The organism is Microbacterium sp. SS28, assembly GCF_022761035.1.
In the GTDB taxonomy this organism is placed as follows: domain Bacteria; phylum Actinomycetota; class Actinomycetes; order Actinomycetales; family Microbacteriaceae; genus Microbacterium.
Genome location: NZ_JAKWJP010000004.1, coordinates 51,312 through 66,935 on the forward strand (window position 1 = coordinate 51,312; position 15,624 = coordinate 66,935).

15 protein-coding genes are annotated in these 15,624 nt (G+C 70.7%); 11 read left to right on the forward strand and 4 right to left on the reverse strand.

All coding sequences use genetic code 11. The features are described from left to right. The first annotated feature begins 122 nt into the window (after positions 1-122). The 11 genes from MJ607_RS11945 (at position 123) to MJ607_RS11995 (ending at position 11,313) form a co-directional block, all read left to right on the forward strand. Positions 123-1,853, forward strand: coding sequence for a nitrite/sulfite reductase (locus tag MJ607_RS11945; RefSeq protein WP_374238057.1), 1,731 nt, complete (start codon positions 123-125; stop codon positions 1,851-1,853). Further along, positions 1,850-2,593 carry a phosphoadenylyl-sulfate reductase gene (locus MJ607_RS11950; protein WP_243075828.1) on the forward strand — a complete coding sequence of 248 codons (744 nt, stop codon included), beginning with the start codon at positions 1,850-1,852 and terminating at the stop codon, positions 2,591-2,593. Before MJ607_RS11945 ends, MJ607_RS11950 begins: the two co-directional genes overlap by 4 nt. Beyond that, positions 2,590-3,522: a sulfate adenylyltransferase subunit CysD gene (cysD, locus tag MJ607_RS11955; RefSeq protein WP_243075829.1), complete on the forward strand. Its 933-nt coding sequence runs from the start codon at positions 2,590-2,592 to the stop codon at positions 3,520-3,522. Before MJ607_RS11950 ends, cysD begins: the two co-directional genes overlap by 4 nt. Next, positions 3,522-4,835, forward strand: coding sequence for a sulfate adenylyltransferase subunit 1 (locus MJ607_RS11960; RefSeq protein WP_243075830.1), 1,314 nt, complete (start codon positions 3,522-3,524; stop codon positions 4,833-4,835). The genes cysD and MJ607_RS11960 overlap by 1 nt, the downstream gene beginning before the upstream one ends. Positions 4,836-4,889: 54 nt before the next feature. Then, positions 4,890-5,975, forward strand: coding sequence for an ABC transporter substrate-binding protein (locus MJ607_RS11965; protein ID WP_243075831.1), 1,086 nt, complete (start codon positions 4,890-4,892; stop codon positions 5,973-5,975). 140 nt (positions 5,976-6,115) lie between these two features. Next, entirely contained in the window at positions 6,116-6,841 is a 726-nt protein-coding gene (locus MJ607_RS11970) for an ABC transporter ATP-binding protein (protein ID WP_243076250.1), read from the forward strand. Then, the gene (locus tag MJ607_RS11975; protein ID WP_243075832.1) at positions 6,831-7,748 is read left to right on the forward strand and encodes an ABC transporter permease; all 918 of its coding nucleotides are present in this window, start codon (positions 6,831-6,833) and stop codon (positions 7,746-7,748) included. Before MJ607_RS11970 ends, MJ607_RS11975 begins: the two co-directional genes overlap by 11 nt. Further along, the gene (cobA, locus tag MJ607_RS11980; protein ID WP_243075833.1) at positions 7,745-8,572 is read left to right on the forward strand and encodes a uroporphyrinogen-III C-methyltransferase; all 828 of its coding nucleotides are present in this window, start codon (positions 7,745-7,747) and stop codon (positions 8,570-8,572) included. Before MJ607_RS11975 ends, cobA begins: the two co-directional genes overlap by 4 nt. A gap of 14 nt (positions 8,573-8,586) precedes the next feature. Then, entirely contained in the window at positions 8,587-10,035 is a 1,449-nt protein-coding gene (locus tag MJ607_RS11985) for an FAD-dependent oxidoreductase (protein ID WP_243075834.1), read from the forward strand. Continuing rightward, complete coding sequence (gene fdxA / locus MJ607_RS11990) at positions 10,032-10,361, forward strand: ferredoxin (protein WP_243075835.1); 330 nt, start codon at positions 10,032-10,034, stop codon at positions 10,359-10,361. The genes MJ607_RS11985 and fdxA overlap by 4 nt, the downstream gene beginning before the upstream one ends. After that, positions 10,354-11,313 carry an NAD(P)/FAD-dependent oxidoreductase gene (locus MJ607_RS11995; protein ID WP_243075836.1) on the forward strand — a complete coding sequence of 320 codons (960 nt, stop codon included), beginning with the start codon at positions 10,354-10,356 and terminating at the stop codon, positions 11,311-11,313. The genes fdxA and MJ607_RS11995 overlap by 8 nt, the downstream gene beginning before the upstream one ends. Before the next feature lie 128 nt (positions 11,314-11,441). Here the strand turns inward: MJ607_RS11995 and MJ607_RS12000 are convergent, their stop codons facing one another. The 4 genes from MJ607_RS12000 to MJ607_RS12015 all read right to left on the reverse strand — a co-directional run bounded on the left by MJ607_RS12000 (position 11,442) and on the right by MJ607_RS12015 (position 15,553). Beyond that, positions 11,442-12,242: an ABC transporter permease gene (locus MJ607_RS12000; protein ID WP_243075837.1), complete on the reverse strand. Its 801-nt coding sequence runs from the start codon at positions 12,240-12,242 to the stop codon at positions 11,442-11,444. Between the two features lie 9 nt (positions 12,243-12,251). Next, positions 12,252-13,175: an ABC transporter permease gene (locus MJ607_RS12005; RefSeq protein WP_243075838.1), complete on the reverse strand. Its 924-nt coding sequence runs from the start codon at positions 13,173-13,175 to the stop codon at positions 12,252-12,254. A 67-nt stretch (positions 13,176-13,242) separates the two neighbouring features. Continuing rightward, the gene (locus MJ607_RS12010; protein ID WP_243075839.1) at positions 13,243-14,424 is read right to left on the reverse strand and encodes an ABC transporter substrate-binding protein; all 1,182 of its coding nucleotides are present in this window, start codon (positions 14,422-14,424) and stop codon (positions 13,243-13,245) included. A 94-nt stretch (positions 14,425-14,518) separates the two neighbouring features. Continuing rightward, positions 14,519-15,553 carry an ABC transporter ATP-binding protein gene (locus MJ607_RS12015; RefSeq protein WP_243075840.1) on the reverse strand — a complete coding sequence of 345 codons (1,035 nt, stop codon included), beginning with the start codon at positions 15,551-15,553 and terminating at the stop codon, positions 14,519-14,521. Between the last annotated feature and the right edge of the window lie 71 nt (positions 15,554-15,624).

Below are 15,624 nucleotides of genomic sequence, written 5' to 3' on the forward strand. Positions count from 1 at the left end.
CAACTTAACGTCGCTTGACGCTCGGATAGGTCTCCGAAGGCGCCGCTTCTACTCTCGCGGGAGTGGACTCGCTAGAGTCTGCGCCCGGGCATGCCCGGGATGACCGGAGGCCTACCGTGAGCATCAGCGACACCGACACGCGTGCAACGCCGCCGCGCCCCGAGGGAGCACGCGCACGTCCGCCCCGCCCGTCCACGCGCCCCAACGGGCAGTGGAAGATCGACGGCACGACGCCCCTCAACGGCAATGAGGAGTGGAAGCAGGTCGACAACGGCCTGAGCGTCCGCGAGCGCATCGAGCAGACGTACTCGAAGGGCGGCTTCGCCTCGATCGACCCGACCGACCTGCACGGCCGCTTCCGCGTGTGGGGCCTCTACACGCAGCGCAAGCCCGGCATCGACGGCGGCCGCACCGCGACCCTCGAGCCGCACGAGCTCGAGGACGAGTACTTCATGCTGCGCGTCCGCATCGACGGCGGGCAACTCACGACCGAGCAGCTGCGCGTCGTCGCGGGGATCTCGACCGAGTTCGGCCGCGACACCGCCGACCTGACCGACCGCCAGAACATCCAACTGCACTGGATCCGCGTCGAAGACATCCCCGAGATCTGGCGCCGCCTTGAGGCCGTCGGCCTCCAGACGACCGAGGCGTGCGGCGACGTCCCGCGCGTCATCCTCGGCTCGCCCGTCGCGGGCATCGCGGCGGACGAGCTCATCGACCCGACGGCGCAGATCGACGAGATCACCTCGACCTTCATCGGCGACGAGTCGCTCGCGAACCTCCCCCGCAAGTTCAAGTCGGCCATCACGGGCCACCCCAGCCAGGACGTCGTGCACGAGATCAACGACGTCGCGTTCGTCGCCGTCGACCACCCCGAGCTCGGTGTGGGCTACGACCTCTGGGTCGGCGGCGGCCTCTCGACGACCCCCGCCCTCGCGGAGCGCCTCGGCGTGTTCGTCTCGCCCGAGCGGGTCGCAGAGGCGTGGCACGGAGTGGCGCAGATCTTCCGCGACTACGGCTACCGCCGCCTCCGCAACAAGGCGCGCCTGAAGTTCCTGCTCGCCGAGTGGGGACCCGTGAAGTTCCGCCAGGTGCTGCAGGACGAGTACCTCGGCTACGCCCTGCCTGACGGCCCCGCTGCACCGAAGCCCAAGACGCACGGTGACCACGTCGGCGTCCACAAGCAGAAGGACGGCCGCTTCTACATCGGCGCGACGCCCATCGTCGGGCGCATCTCGGGTCCGAGCCTCGCGAAGCTCGCCGACCTCATCGAGGCGCACGGCTCGACGCGCCTGCGCACGACGCCGCACCAGAAGGTCGTCATCCTCGACATCCCCGAGGACCGCGTCGAGTCGCTCGTCGCAGGCCTCGACGAGCTGGGCCTCCAGGCCCGCCCGAGCCTCATCCGCCGCGGCACGATCGCGTGCACGGGCATCGAGTTCTGCAAGCTCGCCATCGTCGAGACGAAGGCCTACGCGACGGCGGCCGTGCTCGACCTCGAGAAGCGTCTCGAGAAGTTCGACCTGCCGCACCCGATCGCGCTGCACGTCAACGGCTGCCCCAACTCGTGCGCCCGCATCCAGACCGCCGACATCGGCCTCAAGGGTCAGCTCGTCACGATCGACGGCGAGCAGGTCCCTGGCTACCAGGTGCACCTCGGCGGCGGCCTCGCGAGCGCCGACCGCGACGAGGCGGGCCTCGGCCGCACCGTGCGCGGCCTCAAGGTCGCGGCGGACGGCATCGCCGACTACACCGAGCGCGTCGTGAAGCGATTCCTCGCCGAGCGCGACGTCGCGGCGGACGAGACCTTCGCCGAATGGGCCCACCGCGCCGACGAGGAGGCCCTCCAGTGACCGTTTCACTCGCCCCTCGCGTCGCCGTCAAGCGCTCGCACGAAGAGCTCGCGGCCCTCGCCGAGCAGGGAAACCTCGAACTCGGCAGCCTGACCGACCACGAGGCATCCGCTGCCGAGGTCGTCGCGTGGGTCGCCCGCAATTTCGGGACGGATGCCGCAGCCGTCGCCTGCTCGATGGCCGACGCCGCTCTGCCGCACCTCGTCGCCGAGCAGCTCGCCGGCGTCGACGTGCTCTTCCTCGACACGGGCTACCACTTCACCGAGACGTACGCGACGCGCGACGAGGTGCAGCGCGCGCTCGACGTGCGGATCGTCGACATCACGCCCGACCAGACCGTCGCCGAGCAGGACGCCGAGTTCGGCGCCAAGCTCTTCGAGCGCGACCCGGGCCTGTGCTGCGCGCGCCGCAAGGTCGCGCCCCTGCAGGAGGCGCTCGGAGGCTACGAGGTGTGGTTCACCGGTGTGCGCCGCGACGAGGCGCCCACCCGCACCAACACGCCGCTCGTGACGTGGGACGAGCGCAACGGACTCGTCAAGGTGAACCCCGTCGCGGCGTGGAGCTTCGACGACGTGCTCGCCTACGCGACAGCGCACAAGGCTCCCGTCAACCTGCTCGTCGGGTTCGGCTACCCCTCGATCGGCTGCGAGCCGTGCACGAAGCCCGTCGCACCGGGCGAAGACCCTCGGTCGGGCCGCTGGGCCGGCCTCTCGAAGACGGAATGCGGGCTCCACGAATGACCGACACCGACACGACGACCGCGACCACGGCGCCCGCGCGTCTGGGCACGCTCGATCTGCTCGAGGCCGAGGCCATCCACATCATCCGCGAGGTCGTCGCGGAGTTCGAGCGGCCCGTCCTGCTCTTCTCGGGCGGCAAGGACTCCGTCGTCGTGCTCCACCTCGCGACGAAGGCGTTCTTCCCGGGCAAGGTGCCCTTCCCCGTGCTGCACGTCGACACGGGGCACAACTTCCCCGAGGTCATCGCGTTCCGCGACGAGACGGTCGAGCGCCTCGGCATCCGTCTCGAAGTCGCCCGCGTGCAGGACTACATCGACGACGGCCGCCTGCAGGAGCGCGCGGACGGCACGCGCAACCCGCTGCAGACGCTCCCGCTTCTCGACGCGATCGCGGCGGGCAAGCACGACGCCGTGGTCGGCGGCGCACGCCGCGACGAGGACAAGGCCCGCGCCAAGGAGCGCATCATCTCGCTGCGCGACGAGTTCGGGCAGTGGGATCCGCGCAACCAGCGCCCCGAGCTGTGGAGCCTGTACAACGGCCGCCACACGCCGGGTCAGCACGTGCGCGCCTTCCCCATCTCGAACTGGACCGAGCTCGACATCTGGCGCTACATCGAGCGCGAGCAGATCCCGCTTCCTCCCCTCTACTTCGCGCACGAGCGCGAGGTCTACGCCCGCGACGGCATGTGGCGCGCCGTGGGCGAGGTCTCGCCCCCGCGGCCCGACGAGACGATCGAACTGCGCACCGTCCGCTACCGGACGGTCGGCGACATGAGCTGCACGGGTGCTGTCGAGTCGGATGCCGCGGACGTGGCATCCATCGTCTCCGAGGTGGCGCGCACGACGCTCACCGAGCGCGGCGCGACGCGAGCCGACGACCGGCTCTCGGAGGCCGCCATGGAGGACCGCAAGAAGGACGGGTACTTCTGATGTCGACGACACTCGAGACCGGGACGCTGTTCCGCTTCGCGACGGCGGGATCCGTCGACGACGGCAAGTCGACGCTCGTCGGCCGCCTGCTGCACGACTCGAAGGCGATCCTCGCCGACCAGCTCGAGCAGGTCGCGCGCACGTCGGCCGAGCGCGGCTTCGCGCACGGCGCGTTCGACTTCGCCCTCCTGACCGACGGCCTGCGCGCCGAGCGCGAGCAGGGCATCACGATCGACGTCGCCTACCGCTACTTCTCGACGGGTGCGCGCAGCTTCGTGCTCGCGGACTGCCCCGGCCACGTGCAGTACACGCGCAACATGGTCACGGGCGCGACGACGGCGGACGCCGTCATCGTCCTCATCGACGGCCGCAAGGGCGTGCTCGAGCAGACGCGGCGCCACCTCGCCGTCGTCGCCCTCCTGCGCGTGCCGCACGTCATCGTCGCGGTCAACAAGATCGACCTGCTCGGCTACTCCGAGGAGTCCTACGCGCCGGTCGCCGAGCAGGTGCGCACCGTGACGGCCGAGCTCGGCATCGCGGGCGTGCACGTCCTGCCCGTCTCGGCGCTCGAGGGCGACAACATCGTCGACCGCTCCGAGCGCACGCCTTGGTACGACGGCCCCGCGCTGCTCGAGCTGCTCGAACAGCTCCCGGCGGCCGACGAGCTGGAGACCGAGTTCGAGCCCTTCCGCCTGCCCGTCCAGCTCGTGCTGCGACCGCAGGGCGGGCTCGCGCCCGAGCTCGCGGCCGACCCTGAGCTCGCGGAGCGCTACCGCGACTACCGCGCGTTCGCGGGCCGCATCTCGTCCGGCTCGGTGCGCGTGGGCGATGCCGTCACGGTGTTCCCGTCCGGCGTCGAGACTGTCGTGACGGGCATCGAGGTCGCCGGCGCCACTGTCCTCGAGGCGCACGCGCCGCAGTCGATCGCCCTGCAGCTCGGGGCCGAGGTCGACGCCGCGCGCGGCGCCGTCATCGCGGCATCCGGAACCCTGCCGTCTGGCTCGCGCGACGTCTCGGCGGAGCTCTTCCAGCTCGACGCGCGCGCCCTGCGCCCCGGCACCCGCGTGCTCGTCAAGCACGGCACGAGCACGGTCCAGGCGCTCGTGTCGGCGATCGACGCGCGCCGCGACCTCGACACGCTCGCCTACGAACCCGCCGAGCTGCTCGAGACCAACGACATCGGCCACGCGACGCTGCGGCTCGCGTCCGACCTGCCTCTCGAGTCGTACGAGGAGAACCGCGCCGGCGGCTCGTTCCTCGTCATCCATCCGTCCGACGGCGCGACACTCGCCGCCGGCATCGTGCGGGCCTGACCGGCTGCACGCGCTCCACCCACCCCATCCACGCCGAATGAAGGAGGCGACACAGTGAACACCATTCGCACAGCGACGACGATCACCACCCTGGGACTGATCGGCATGATGATGGCAGGCTGCGCCTCGGGCGTGAGCACGGCATCCGTCGACACCCCCGCCGACAGCGCGCCCTCTGTCACCGAGCTGCGTCTCGGCTACTTCGCGAACGTCACGCACGCGCCGGCCCTCGTCGGCCTGCAGGAGGGCCTCTTCGAGGACGCCCTCGGCGACGTCGACGTCACGACGTCGATCTTCAACGCGGGTCCCGCGGCGATCGAGGCGCTCACGGCCGGTGCGATCGACGCGACCTACATCGGTCCGAACCCGTCGATCAACACCTTCATCCAGTCCGCCGGCGAGTCCGCGCGCATCATCGCGGGCGCCGCGACCGGTGGAGCGGCGCTCGTCGTCGCAGACGGCATCGACACCCCCGCCGACCTCGCGGGCACGACGCTCGCGACGCCGCAGCTGGGCAACACGCAGGATGTCGCGCTGCGCGTGTGGCTCGAGGACGAGGGCTACGAGACCGACACGACGGGTGGCGGCGACGTGAGCATCACTCCGACCGAGAACGCGCAGACCCTGACGCTCTTCCAGTCGGGTGACCTCGACGGCGCCTGGCTGCCCGAGCCTTGGGTCTCGCGGCTCATCGTCGAGGCGGGCGCCCACGTCCTCCAGGACGAGGCCGACCTGTGGAAGGACGGCGAGTTCCCGACGACCGTCCTGCTCGTGCGCGCCGAATTCCTCGAGGAGCACCCGGACGTCGTCGAGGAGCTGCTGCAGGGGCACGTCGCCTCGGTCGACTGGATCGCGGAGCACCCCGACGAGGTCGCCGACGTCATCAACGCGAAGCTCGAGGCCGACACGGGCAAGACGATCGCCGACGAGGTCATCACGCGCGCGCTCGAGCACGTGACGTTCGCGGTCGACCCGCACGCCGACACGTTCGAGCAGCTCGTCGCGAACGGACTGCAGGCGGGCACGCAGAAGGAGGGCTCGATCGAGGGCCTCTTCGACCTGCGACTGCTCAACGGCATCCTGGCGGCTGCGGGCGAAGAGCCCGTATCGGCCGCCGGCCTCGGTGAGGACACTCCGTGACGACACCCGTCAGCGGGTCCGCCGGTGTCGCGTCGCCTCTCGGCGGCGCGGCACCGCGGTCCCACGGCGCGAGCGACTTCGCGCCGAGCTTCGACGGCGTCACGCCCGTCCTCGCCCCGGCGCCGCCTCCTCCGCCCGCCGTGCGCATCTCGCACGTCACGAAGCGGTTCGGCACGGGTCCCGTCGTGCTCGAGGACGTCTCGCTCGATATCGCACCGGGGGAGTTCGTGTGCCTGCTCGGCGCGTCCGGCTGCGGCAAGTCGACGCTGCTGAACCTCGTCGCGGGCCTCGAGCTGCCCTCGGCCGGCGAGATCCAGACGCCGGCCGGAGGCTCGGCCGTCATGTTCCAGGAGTCGGCGCTCATGCCCTGGCTCACGGCGCGCCGCAACGTCGAGCTGGCGCTCCGCCTGCGCGGCGTGCCGCGCGCCGAGCGTCGCGAGAAGGCGCTCACGCTTCTCGACACCGTCAACCTCGCGGATGCCGCCGAGAAGCGCCCGCACGAGCTCTCGGGCGGCATGCGCCAGCGCGTCGCGCTCGCCCGCGCCCTCGCGCAGGACCGGCCCGTCCTGCTGATGGACGAGCCGTTCGCGGCCCTCGACGCCATCACGCGCGACCTGCTGCACGAAGAGCTCGAGCGCGTCTGGCGCGCGACGGGGCGCACGATCGTCTTCGTGACCCACAACGTGCGCGAGGCCGCACGCCTCGGGCAGCGCGTCGTGCTGCTCGGGAGCCGTCCCGGCCGCGTCGTGCAGGAATGGCGCATCTCCAAGACGACGGGCCGGCGCATCGAGTCGCCCGAGGTCGCGGCCCTCTCGGTGGAGATCACAGAGCAGCTGCGTAAGGAGATCCGCCGCAATGCCGCTTGAGACCCCCTCACCGACCCTCGCCGACGCCTCCGCCCAGGGCGGCGACGAGCTGCGCAGCCTCTCGGCGGGCCTCGACCGCCTGCAGACGGATGCCGCGACCGAGCAGAGCCGCTGGCGCCGCATCGCCGCGAGCGTCGTGCCCCCCATCGTCTTCGTCATCCTCCTGATCGTCGCGTGGCAGCTGTACATCGTCATCGCCGAGCCGCGCCCCGACAAGGTGCCGAGCCCCCTCGCCGTGTGGACGGCGATGGGCGACGCGTGGAATGCCGGACGCCTGCAGGAGGCCGTCGTCACGAGCCTCGAGCGCGGTGTCGTCGGCTTCATCATCGCGATCATCGTCGGCACGCCGATCGGCCTGCTGCTGGCCGAGGTGCGGCCCATCCGCCGCGCCGTCGGCCCCATCATCTCCGGCCTGCAGGTGCTGCCCTCGGTCGCATGGGTGCCCGCCGCCATCATCTGGTTCGGCCTCTCGGACGCAACCGTCTACTTCGTCATCCTCATGGGCGCCATCCCGTCGATCGTCAACGGCCTCATCGCGGGCATCGACCAGGTGCCGCCGCAGCTGCGCCGTGTCGGCACGGTCCTCGGCGCCTCGCGCTGGCAGCTCGCGACCGCCGTCATCATGCCCGCCGCACTCCCCGGCTACGTCGCGGGGCTCAAGCAGGGCTGGGCGTTCTCGTGGCGCTCGCTCATGGCCGCCGAGATCATCGCGGTGGGCGGCACGATCGGCTTCGGCCTCGGCTCGATGCTGCAGCAGTCGCGCGAGCTCGCCGACCTCGCGGGCGTCCTCGCGACGATCATCCTCATCCTCGCGATCGGCGTGCTCATCGAGCTCGTCTTCTTCGGACCGATCGAGCGCCGCATGCTCAAACGCCGCGGCCTCCTCGTGACGGGGAGCGGGCGATGATCCCCACGCCCCCTCCACACGACGCTGACGCGTCGCGCGGAGCCTCCGGGCGCGTGGGCCCCGGCAAGGTCTGGCTCGTGGGAGCCGGCCCCGGCGACCCGGGGCTGCTCACCGTCCGCGGCCTGCGGGCGCTCGAGGGCGCAGACGTCATCGTCGCCGACCGTCTCGGGGCCCGCGCGGTGCTGGACGGACTCGCCGCGGAAGGCGTGCAGCTGCGTGCCGAGGTCGTCGACGTCGGCAAGCTCCCCGGCCACCACGCCGTCCCGCAGGACGCCATCAACGCGCTCCTGGTCCAGCTCGGGCGCGACGGCAAGAAAGTCGTGCGCCTCAAGGGCGGCGACCCGTACATCTTCGGCCGCGGCGTCGAAGAGCTCGAGGCCTGCCGCCAGGCGGGCGTCGACGTCGAGGTCGTCTCGGGAGTCACGAGCGCCATCTCGGTCCCCGCGATCGCCGGCATCCCGCTCACGCACCGCGGAATCGCGACGGCCTTCACCGTCGTCACGGGTCACGACCAGATCCGCGAGCTCGGCGGCGGCCGCGACCACACCGTCGTCCTCCTCATGGGCGTCGGGACGCTCGCGCACGCCGCGATCACCCTCGCCCGTGGCGAGCGCGGGGCGGACTGCCCCGTCGCGATCGTCGAGGACGGCTTCGGCCCGCGCCAGCGCGTCACCGTCGGAACGCTCGGCACGATCGCGGCGCAGGCCGCCGTGCGCGGCATCCGCTCCCCCGCCGTCGTCGTCGTCGGCGACGTCGCCGCCCTCAGCCCCTATGCACCCTCCGAGCTCGCGGCATCCGTCCAGCCGTCCGAGCCCATCCTCTGAAAGGCAGCCCCGCTGTGACCGTGCAGAACTCCTCGGCCCTCCAGCTCCGCGTCGCGATCGTCGGCGCAGGTCCCGCCGGCATCTACGCCGGCAACATCCTCGCGAACACCGTCCGGGAGGCCGGCGGCTCGGTTGCGATCGACCTCTTCGAGTCGCTCCCCGCGCCCTACGGCCTGATCCGCTACGGCGTCGCGCCCGACCACCCGCGCATCAAGGGCATCGTGAACTCGCTGCACGAGATGCTCGGCGAGGGCACGATCCGCTTCCTCGGCAACATCGAGGTCGGCCGCGACATCTCGCTCGGCGAGCTGCACGAGCGGTACGACGCCGTCGTCCTCGCGACGGGTGCGATCCGGGATGCCGCGCTGAACATCCCCGGAATCGACCTGTCCGGCTCCTACGGCGCCGCCGACTTCGTCTCGTGGTTCGACGGTCACCCCGACGTCCCGACGGAGTGGCCGCTCGACGCCGCCGAGGTCGCCGTGATCGGCAACGGCAACGTCGCGCTCGACGTCGCCCGCATCCTCGCGAAGCACGCCGTCGACCTGCGCCCGACCGAGATCCCCGACAACGTGCTGGCGGGCCTCGAGGCCTCGGCCGTGACCGACGTGCACGTCTTCGGACGCCGCGGCCCCGGCGACATCAAGTTCACCCCGATCGAGCTGCGCGAGCTCGGCGAGGTGCCGAACGTCGACATCGTCGTGCACGACGAGGACTTCGCAGACGCCGATCCCGCGAAGGCTCCCAACAACCAGCTCAAGGTCATGCTGCGCGTGCTCAACAGCTGGCGCGACCGCGAGTCGACCGGAGCGAGCCGCCGCCTGCACCTGCACTTCTACCACTCGCCCGTCGAGGTGCTCGGCGAGGGCCGTGTCGAGGGCGTGCGCTTCGAGCGCACCGAGCCCGTCGGCGACGGCACCGTGCGCGGCACGGGCGAGTTCCGCGAGATCCCGGTGCAGCAGGTCTACCGCGCCGTCGGGTACTACGGCACGCCCGTCGTCGACGCGCCGTTCGACGCGAAGGCCGGCGTCGTGACGAACGTCGAAGGACGCGTTCAGGTCCCCACGGCCACTCCACCCGCCGCTGACGCGTCGGGCGGAGCCTCCGGCCGCGTGGGCCCGGACGCCGCCCAGCCGATCCCCGGCCTGTACGCGACCGGCTGGATCAAGCGCGGACCCGTCGGCCTCATCGGCCACACGAAGTCCGACGCGATGGAGACGATCGCGCACCTCGTCGCCGACGCGTCCGCCGGCCTGCTGGCCGCCCCGACCGTCCAGGAAGACGTGGTCGAGCTGCTCGAGGAGCGCGAGGTCGCCTACACGACGTGGGACGGATGGCTCGCCCTCGACGCGCACGAGCGCGACCTCGGCGCGAACCATGTGCACACGCGGGAGCGCGTCAAGGTCGTCCCGCGGGACGAGCAGGTCGCTATCTCGCGCGCTGGTGAATTGACGTTGTCATGACGTACGTCATCGCACTGCCGTGCGTCGACGTCAAGGACCGCGCCTGCATCGACGAGTGCCCCGTCGACTGCATCTACGAGGGCGACCGGTCGCTCTACATCCACCCCGATGAGTGCGTCGACTGCGGCGCGTGCGAGCCGGTGTGCCCCGTCGAGGCGATCTATTACGAAGACGACCTGCCCGAAGAGTGGCAGGACTACTACAAGGCCAACGTCGAGTTCTTCGACGACATCGGCTCGCCCGGCGGCGCGGCCAAGGTCGGCGTGATCCACAAGGACCACCCCGTCATCGCCGAACTCCCCCCGCAGGCGGGCGAGCATGGCTGAGACCGAGGTCTGCCCCGCGCAGGCGGATGTCGTCATCGTCGGCGGCGGCCCCGCCGGCCTCTCGGCCGCCCTCAACCTCGGGCGCGCCCGCGCGTCGGTCGTGCTGCTCGACGCCGGTCGTCCGCGCAACGCGGCGACGCTGCGCTCGCACGGCTTCCTGACGCGCGACGGCCTGCCGCCGCTCGAGCTGCGCAAGCTCGCACGAGCCGAGCTCGCCGCGTACCCGAACGTCCGCATCCTCGACCGCTGCGTCGCGGGTGCGCTCCTGCCGGCGCCCGGCGCCGACGGCCTGCGCTTCATCACTGCGGTGCAGGGGCGGCGTCCCGGCACGCCGCCGGCCGTGGCATCCCGCTCCGTGCTCGTCGCGACAGGACTGCGCGAGACGCTGCCCGCGATTCCGAGCCTGCGCGCGTTCTACGGCATGACCGTCTTCAGCTGCGCCGCGTGCGACGCGTGGGAGCTGCAGGACCGCCCGCTCGCCCTGATCGGCGAGACGCCCGACCTCGCGGACCGCGCGCGGCTCATCGCCCGCTGGACCGACCGTCTCACGGTCTTCACGAACGGCGCCGACGTCGTCTCGACCGTCGAGGAGGCCGAGCTCGCGGCATCCGGGATCATCGTCGAACGCCGCCGCATCGACGACCTCGAGGGCGTCAAGGGCGCCGTGTCGGCGGTCCGCCTCGTCGACGGCACGCGCATCGAGATCGAGGGCGGGTTCGTCAGGCCGCACTGGGACCCGGCGCTGGACTTCCTCGGGGGCATCGACGCCGAGCGCGACCCCGAGGGGCACCTCGTCGTGGACGGCTCGGGACGCACGTCGGTCGCGGGGCTGTATGCGGCGGGGGATGCCGCTGCCCCCGGTCCCCAGCAGCTCATCGTCGCGGCCGGCCAGGGCGCCCGCGCCGCCGCCGTGCTCGTGCACGATCTCGTGGGAGTGCGCACGGCGCACTGACCCGGCCCAGCCTCGGCGCGTACGGCTCCGGAGGAGATGACGCAACCGGAGGAGATTCCGCGGTGTGGCGACCTCCCGACGGGACAACTCCTCGGCTCCGCATGCCGGCCGGCCCGCGGCATCCCGAATCAGCGCCGGGTCTGCTCCGACCCCGAGAGCCGCTGCGCGACGTAGATCGGGATGATCGACACGAGCACCATGACGACGGCGATGACCGAGACGATCGGCGCCTGGTTGGGCCGGAACATGTTGTTCAGGATGAAGATCGGCAGCGTCGTGACGCCCGATCCCGCCGTGAACGTCGTGACGATGATCTCGTCGAAGCTCAGCGCGAACGCCAGCAGCGAGCCCGCGAGCAGCGCAGAGCGCAGCTGAGGGAACGTCACGAGCCGGAAGGTCGTCCAGACGCCCGCACCGAGGTCGGCCGAGGCCTCCTCGAGGTTGATCCCCATGCGCCGCAGGCGCGCGATCGCGTTGTTGAAGACCGTCACGATGCAGAACGTCGCGTGGGCGATGACGACCGTCCAGATCGAGAGCGGCACGCCCATGATCGTGCGGAAGAAGTTGTTCAGCGCGATGCCTGTGATGATGCCGGGCAGCGCGATCGGCAGGATCACGAGCAGGTTCACGACGCTGCGCCCGAAGAAGTCGAACCGCTGCAGCGCGAGCGACAGGAGCGTGCCGAGCACGATCGAGACGAGCGTCGCGACGATCGCGATCTGCACGCTCGTGAGCACGGCGTTCATGGCTCCCTGCGACTGGAACGCCTTGACCCACCATTCGAGCGTGAAGCCCGGGGGCGGCCACGTCAGCGACGTCGAGGTCGAGAACGAGTTCACGAGTACGACGAACAGCGGCACGTAGACGACCAGCAGGATGACGCCCGTGACGATCGCGAGGGTGACGCGCGCGGACTTTCCGAGTCGCACCGGGGTCTCCTAGAGGTTGTCGAGGGCGCCCGTGCGGCGCACGAGACCCAGGTAGCCGAAGATGATGACGATCGGGATGAGTGCGATCGCCGCCGCGAGCGGCAGGTTGTTCGCGGCTCCGACGTTCGTGTAGACGAGGTTGCCGAGCATCTGCGTCGTGCCGCCGACGATGTTGACCGTGATGTAGTCGCCGAGCGTCAGCGAGAAGGCGAAGATCGTTCCCGCGATGATCGCCGGCATCGCGAGGGGCAGGACGACGTGCCGGATGGTGCGCCAGCTCTTTCCGCCGAGATCTGCGGATGCCTCGAGCAGCGAGTCGGGCACGCGCTCAAGCCCCGCGTAGATGGGCAGGATCACGTACGGCAGCCACAGGTACGACAGTGTGATGACAGTCGCGGTGATGCCGTAGCCCGGCGTGTGCAGGCCGAGAGGCGCGAGCAGCCACTCGAGCAGCCCGTCCTGCGAGAGCACGGACCGCCACGCGTACGCCTTCACGAGGTAGCTCGCCCACAGCGGCATGAGGACGGCGATCACGAGCAGGCGCTGCATGCGCGGCGAGGCGACCTTCGCCATGTAGAACGCGATGGGCAGCGCGATCGCGACGTCGATGATCGTGACCGCGAGCGCGATCCCCACGGTCCGCAGCGTGACCGTCTGGTAGAGCGTGCCCGTCACGACCGTGATGATGTTGTCGAGCGTCCAGTCCGTGACGATCTCGCCCGTGAACGAGTCCACGGTCCAGAACGCCGTCACGAGCAGCAGCACGAGCGCGACGATGTAGACGACGCCGAGCCAGAACAGCGGCGCGCTCAGCAGCAGCGCGAGCCTCGCGCGGGGGTGCGTGCTGAGCCACGCCGAGACGCGGCGACGCGGCGACGCCGGCGGAACGGGCACGGCACGCGTCGGCGGCGTCAGGTGGATCGTGTCGGTCATGTCTTTCCTCGAGATGCCGGGGGCGGTGTTTCGGGTCACCGCCCCCGGCGGTCGGGTCAGGGCTGGGTCAGCCCCGGATCTCGGACCAGGCCTGGGTCCACTGCGAGTAGTCGACGCACTCGACATCGGTGCGGCCGTCGACGCACTCGGCGATCGGGGTCGTCCAGTACCAGATCTTCGACGCGTACTCCGCGTCACCTGCGTGGTAGGCCTCGCAGTCCTCGCGGTAGTCGCACGCGGCGTCGCTCGAGGGCGCCTCGCCGAAGTAGCCGGTCGCCTGCGCGTTGACCTCGGGGCTCGCGATCCAGTCGAGCCACGCGTAGGCGCAGTTCGGGTTCGCAGCCTCGGACGCGATCATCCACGTGTCGGACCATCCGGTCGCGCCCTCTTCGGGGAGCACGACGTCGGTCGGCGCGCTCTCGGCCGCGAGGGAGTTCTGGATGACCTGCCACGTCGTGCCGACGACTGAGTCGCCGGTCTGGAAGGCCTGGATCTCCTTGAGGTAGTCCGACCAGTACTCGCCGACGTGCTGGCGCTGCTCCTTGAGCAGGTCGACGGCCGCCTGGAACTGCGTCTCGTCGAGCGCGTACGGGTTCTCGATGCCGAGGTCGGGCTGGTGAGCCATGAGGTACACCGCGGCGTCGGCGATGTAGATCGGCGAGTCGTACGCCGTGACCTTGCCCGAGTTCTCGCCCGCCTTGTCGAAGACGACGTCCCACGACGTGGGCGCCTCGGTGAAGACGTCCGTGTTGTACAGGAGCAGATTGGCGCCGTAGCCGTGCGGCACGCCGTACGACTGACCGTCGACCGAGTTCCAGGCCTGCTCCTTGAGGAAGTCGTAGACGCCGGCGTAGCTCGGGATGAGGTCGGTGTTGACGGGGGCGACGTCGCCCGCCGCGATGAGGCGCAGCGTCGCGTCTCCCGACGCCGCGACGACGTCGTACTCGCCGGTCTTCATGAGGTTGACAGCCTCGTCGGACGTGCCGTACGTCTTCGCTGCGACGGTGCAGCCGGTCTTCTCCTCGAAGCCCGAGACCCAGTCGACGGCGGGGTCGTTGGTGCCGTCCTCGACGTAGCCGGGCCACGCGAGGATCGAAACCTGACCCTCCATCTCGCCGAGCTCGTCGGCCTCTTCCGACGGGGCTGCGCTGCCTCCGCCGGACGTGCCGCAGCCGGCCAGGATCGCGATCGCGCCGATCGCGAGCGCGGCGCCCGCGGTCGCGCGCGCCGCGCGGGTCTTGTGCATCATGATGTGCTTCCTCTCGGGTGCTGGACTGCTGTGTTCTCCGGGCCTTCGGCCGCGGTCTGATCCCCGGCGCGCAGCCGGGGGAGCGGGCGCCGGCTCAGGTGCCGGGCGGAACGAGCGAGACGACATCGCCGTCGTCCCATGTGACGTGCACGCGGTCGCCGCGCTCATCGTCCGCGGCACGCGAGCGGTCGTTGCGCTCGAGCACCGTGACGCGCAGGCCGGCATCGAGATCCACGACGCGACGGATGCCGCTCCCCACGTAGATCGACTCGACGAGCGTTCCCGGGGCCGAGCGCTGGCCCGCCGCGGAGGCGGCGTGCGCGCTCAGGGTGAGCTTCTCTGGGCGGATCGAGTGCTCGCCACGACGGCCGATGAGCGCGGGGGATCGTTCCGCGTCGAAGAGGTTCGAGGTGCCGACGAAGTCCGCGACGAATCTCGAGGCCGGCTTCTCGTACAGCTCCCACGGCGTGCCGAGCTGCTCGATCTTCCCGTCGTGGAAGACGGCGATGCGATCGGAGAGGGTCAGCGCCTCCTCCTGGTCGTGCGTCACGAAGATGAACGTGATGCCGAGGTCGCGCTGGATCTGCTTGAGCTCGACCTGCATCTGCTCGCGGAGCTTGAGGTCGAGGGCGCCGAGCGGCTCGTCGAGGAGCAGCACCTTGGGAGCCACGACCGTTGCGCGGGCCAGGGCGACGCGCTGGCGCTGCCCACCGGACAGCTGTGCGGGTTTACGGCCGGCCATCTGCTCGAGGCGGACCGCCGTGAGCGCCTTCATGGCGCGCTCCCGGCGCTCGGCGCGGCCCACGCCGCGCACGCGCAGACCGTAGGCGACGTTGTCGAGCACTGACATGTGCGGGAAGAGCGCGTAGTCCTGGAAGACCGTGTTGACGTCCCGGTCGAACGGCGCCTTCTTCGTGACGTCGTGTCCGAAGAGCTCGATCGTGCCGCTCGTAGGCTGCTCGAAGCCCGCGATGAGCCGCAGCACCGTCGTCTTGCCCGACCCCGACGGGCCGAGCATCGAGAAGAACTCGCCTGCGGCGATCTCGAGGTCGACGTCGTCGACGGCCGCCACGGTCCCGAACTGCTTCGTGAGTCCCGTGAGGCGGATGGCCGGCTGCTGCTCGCTCATTGACGATCTCCTTCGATGTCGTCAGGAATTAAATCATATGGATCCAGATGTCTGAAGATCCGCCCGTGTTA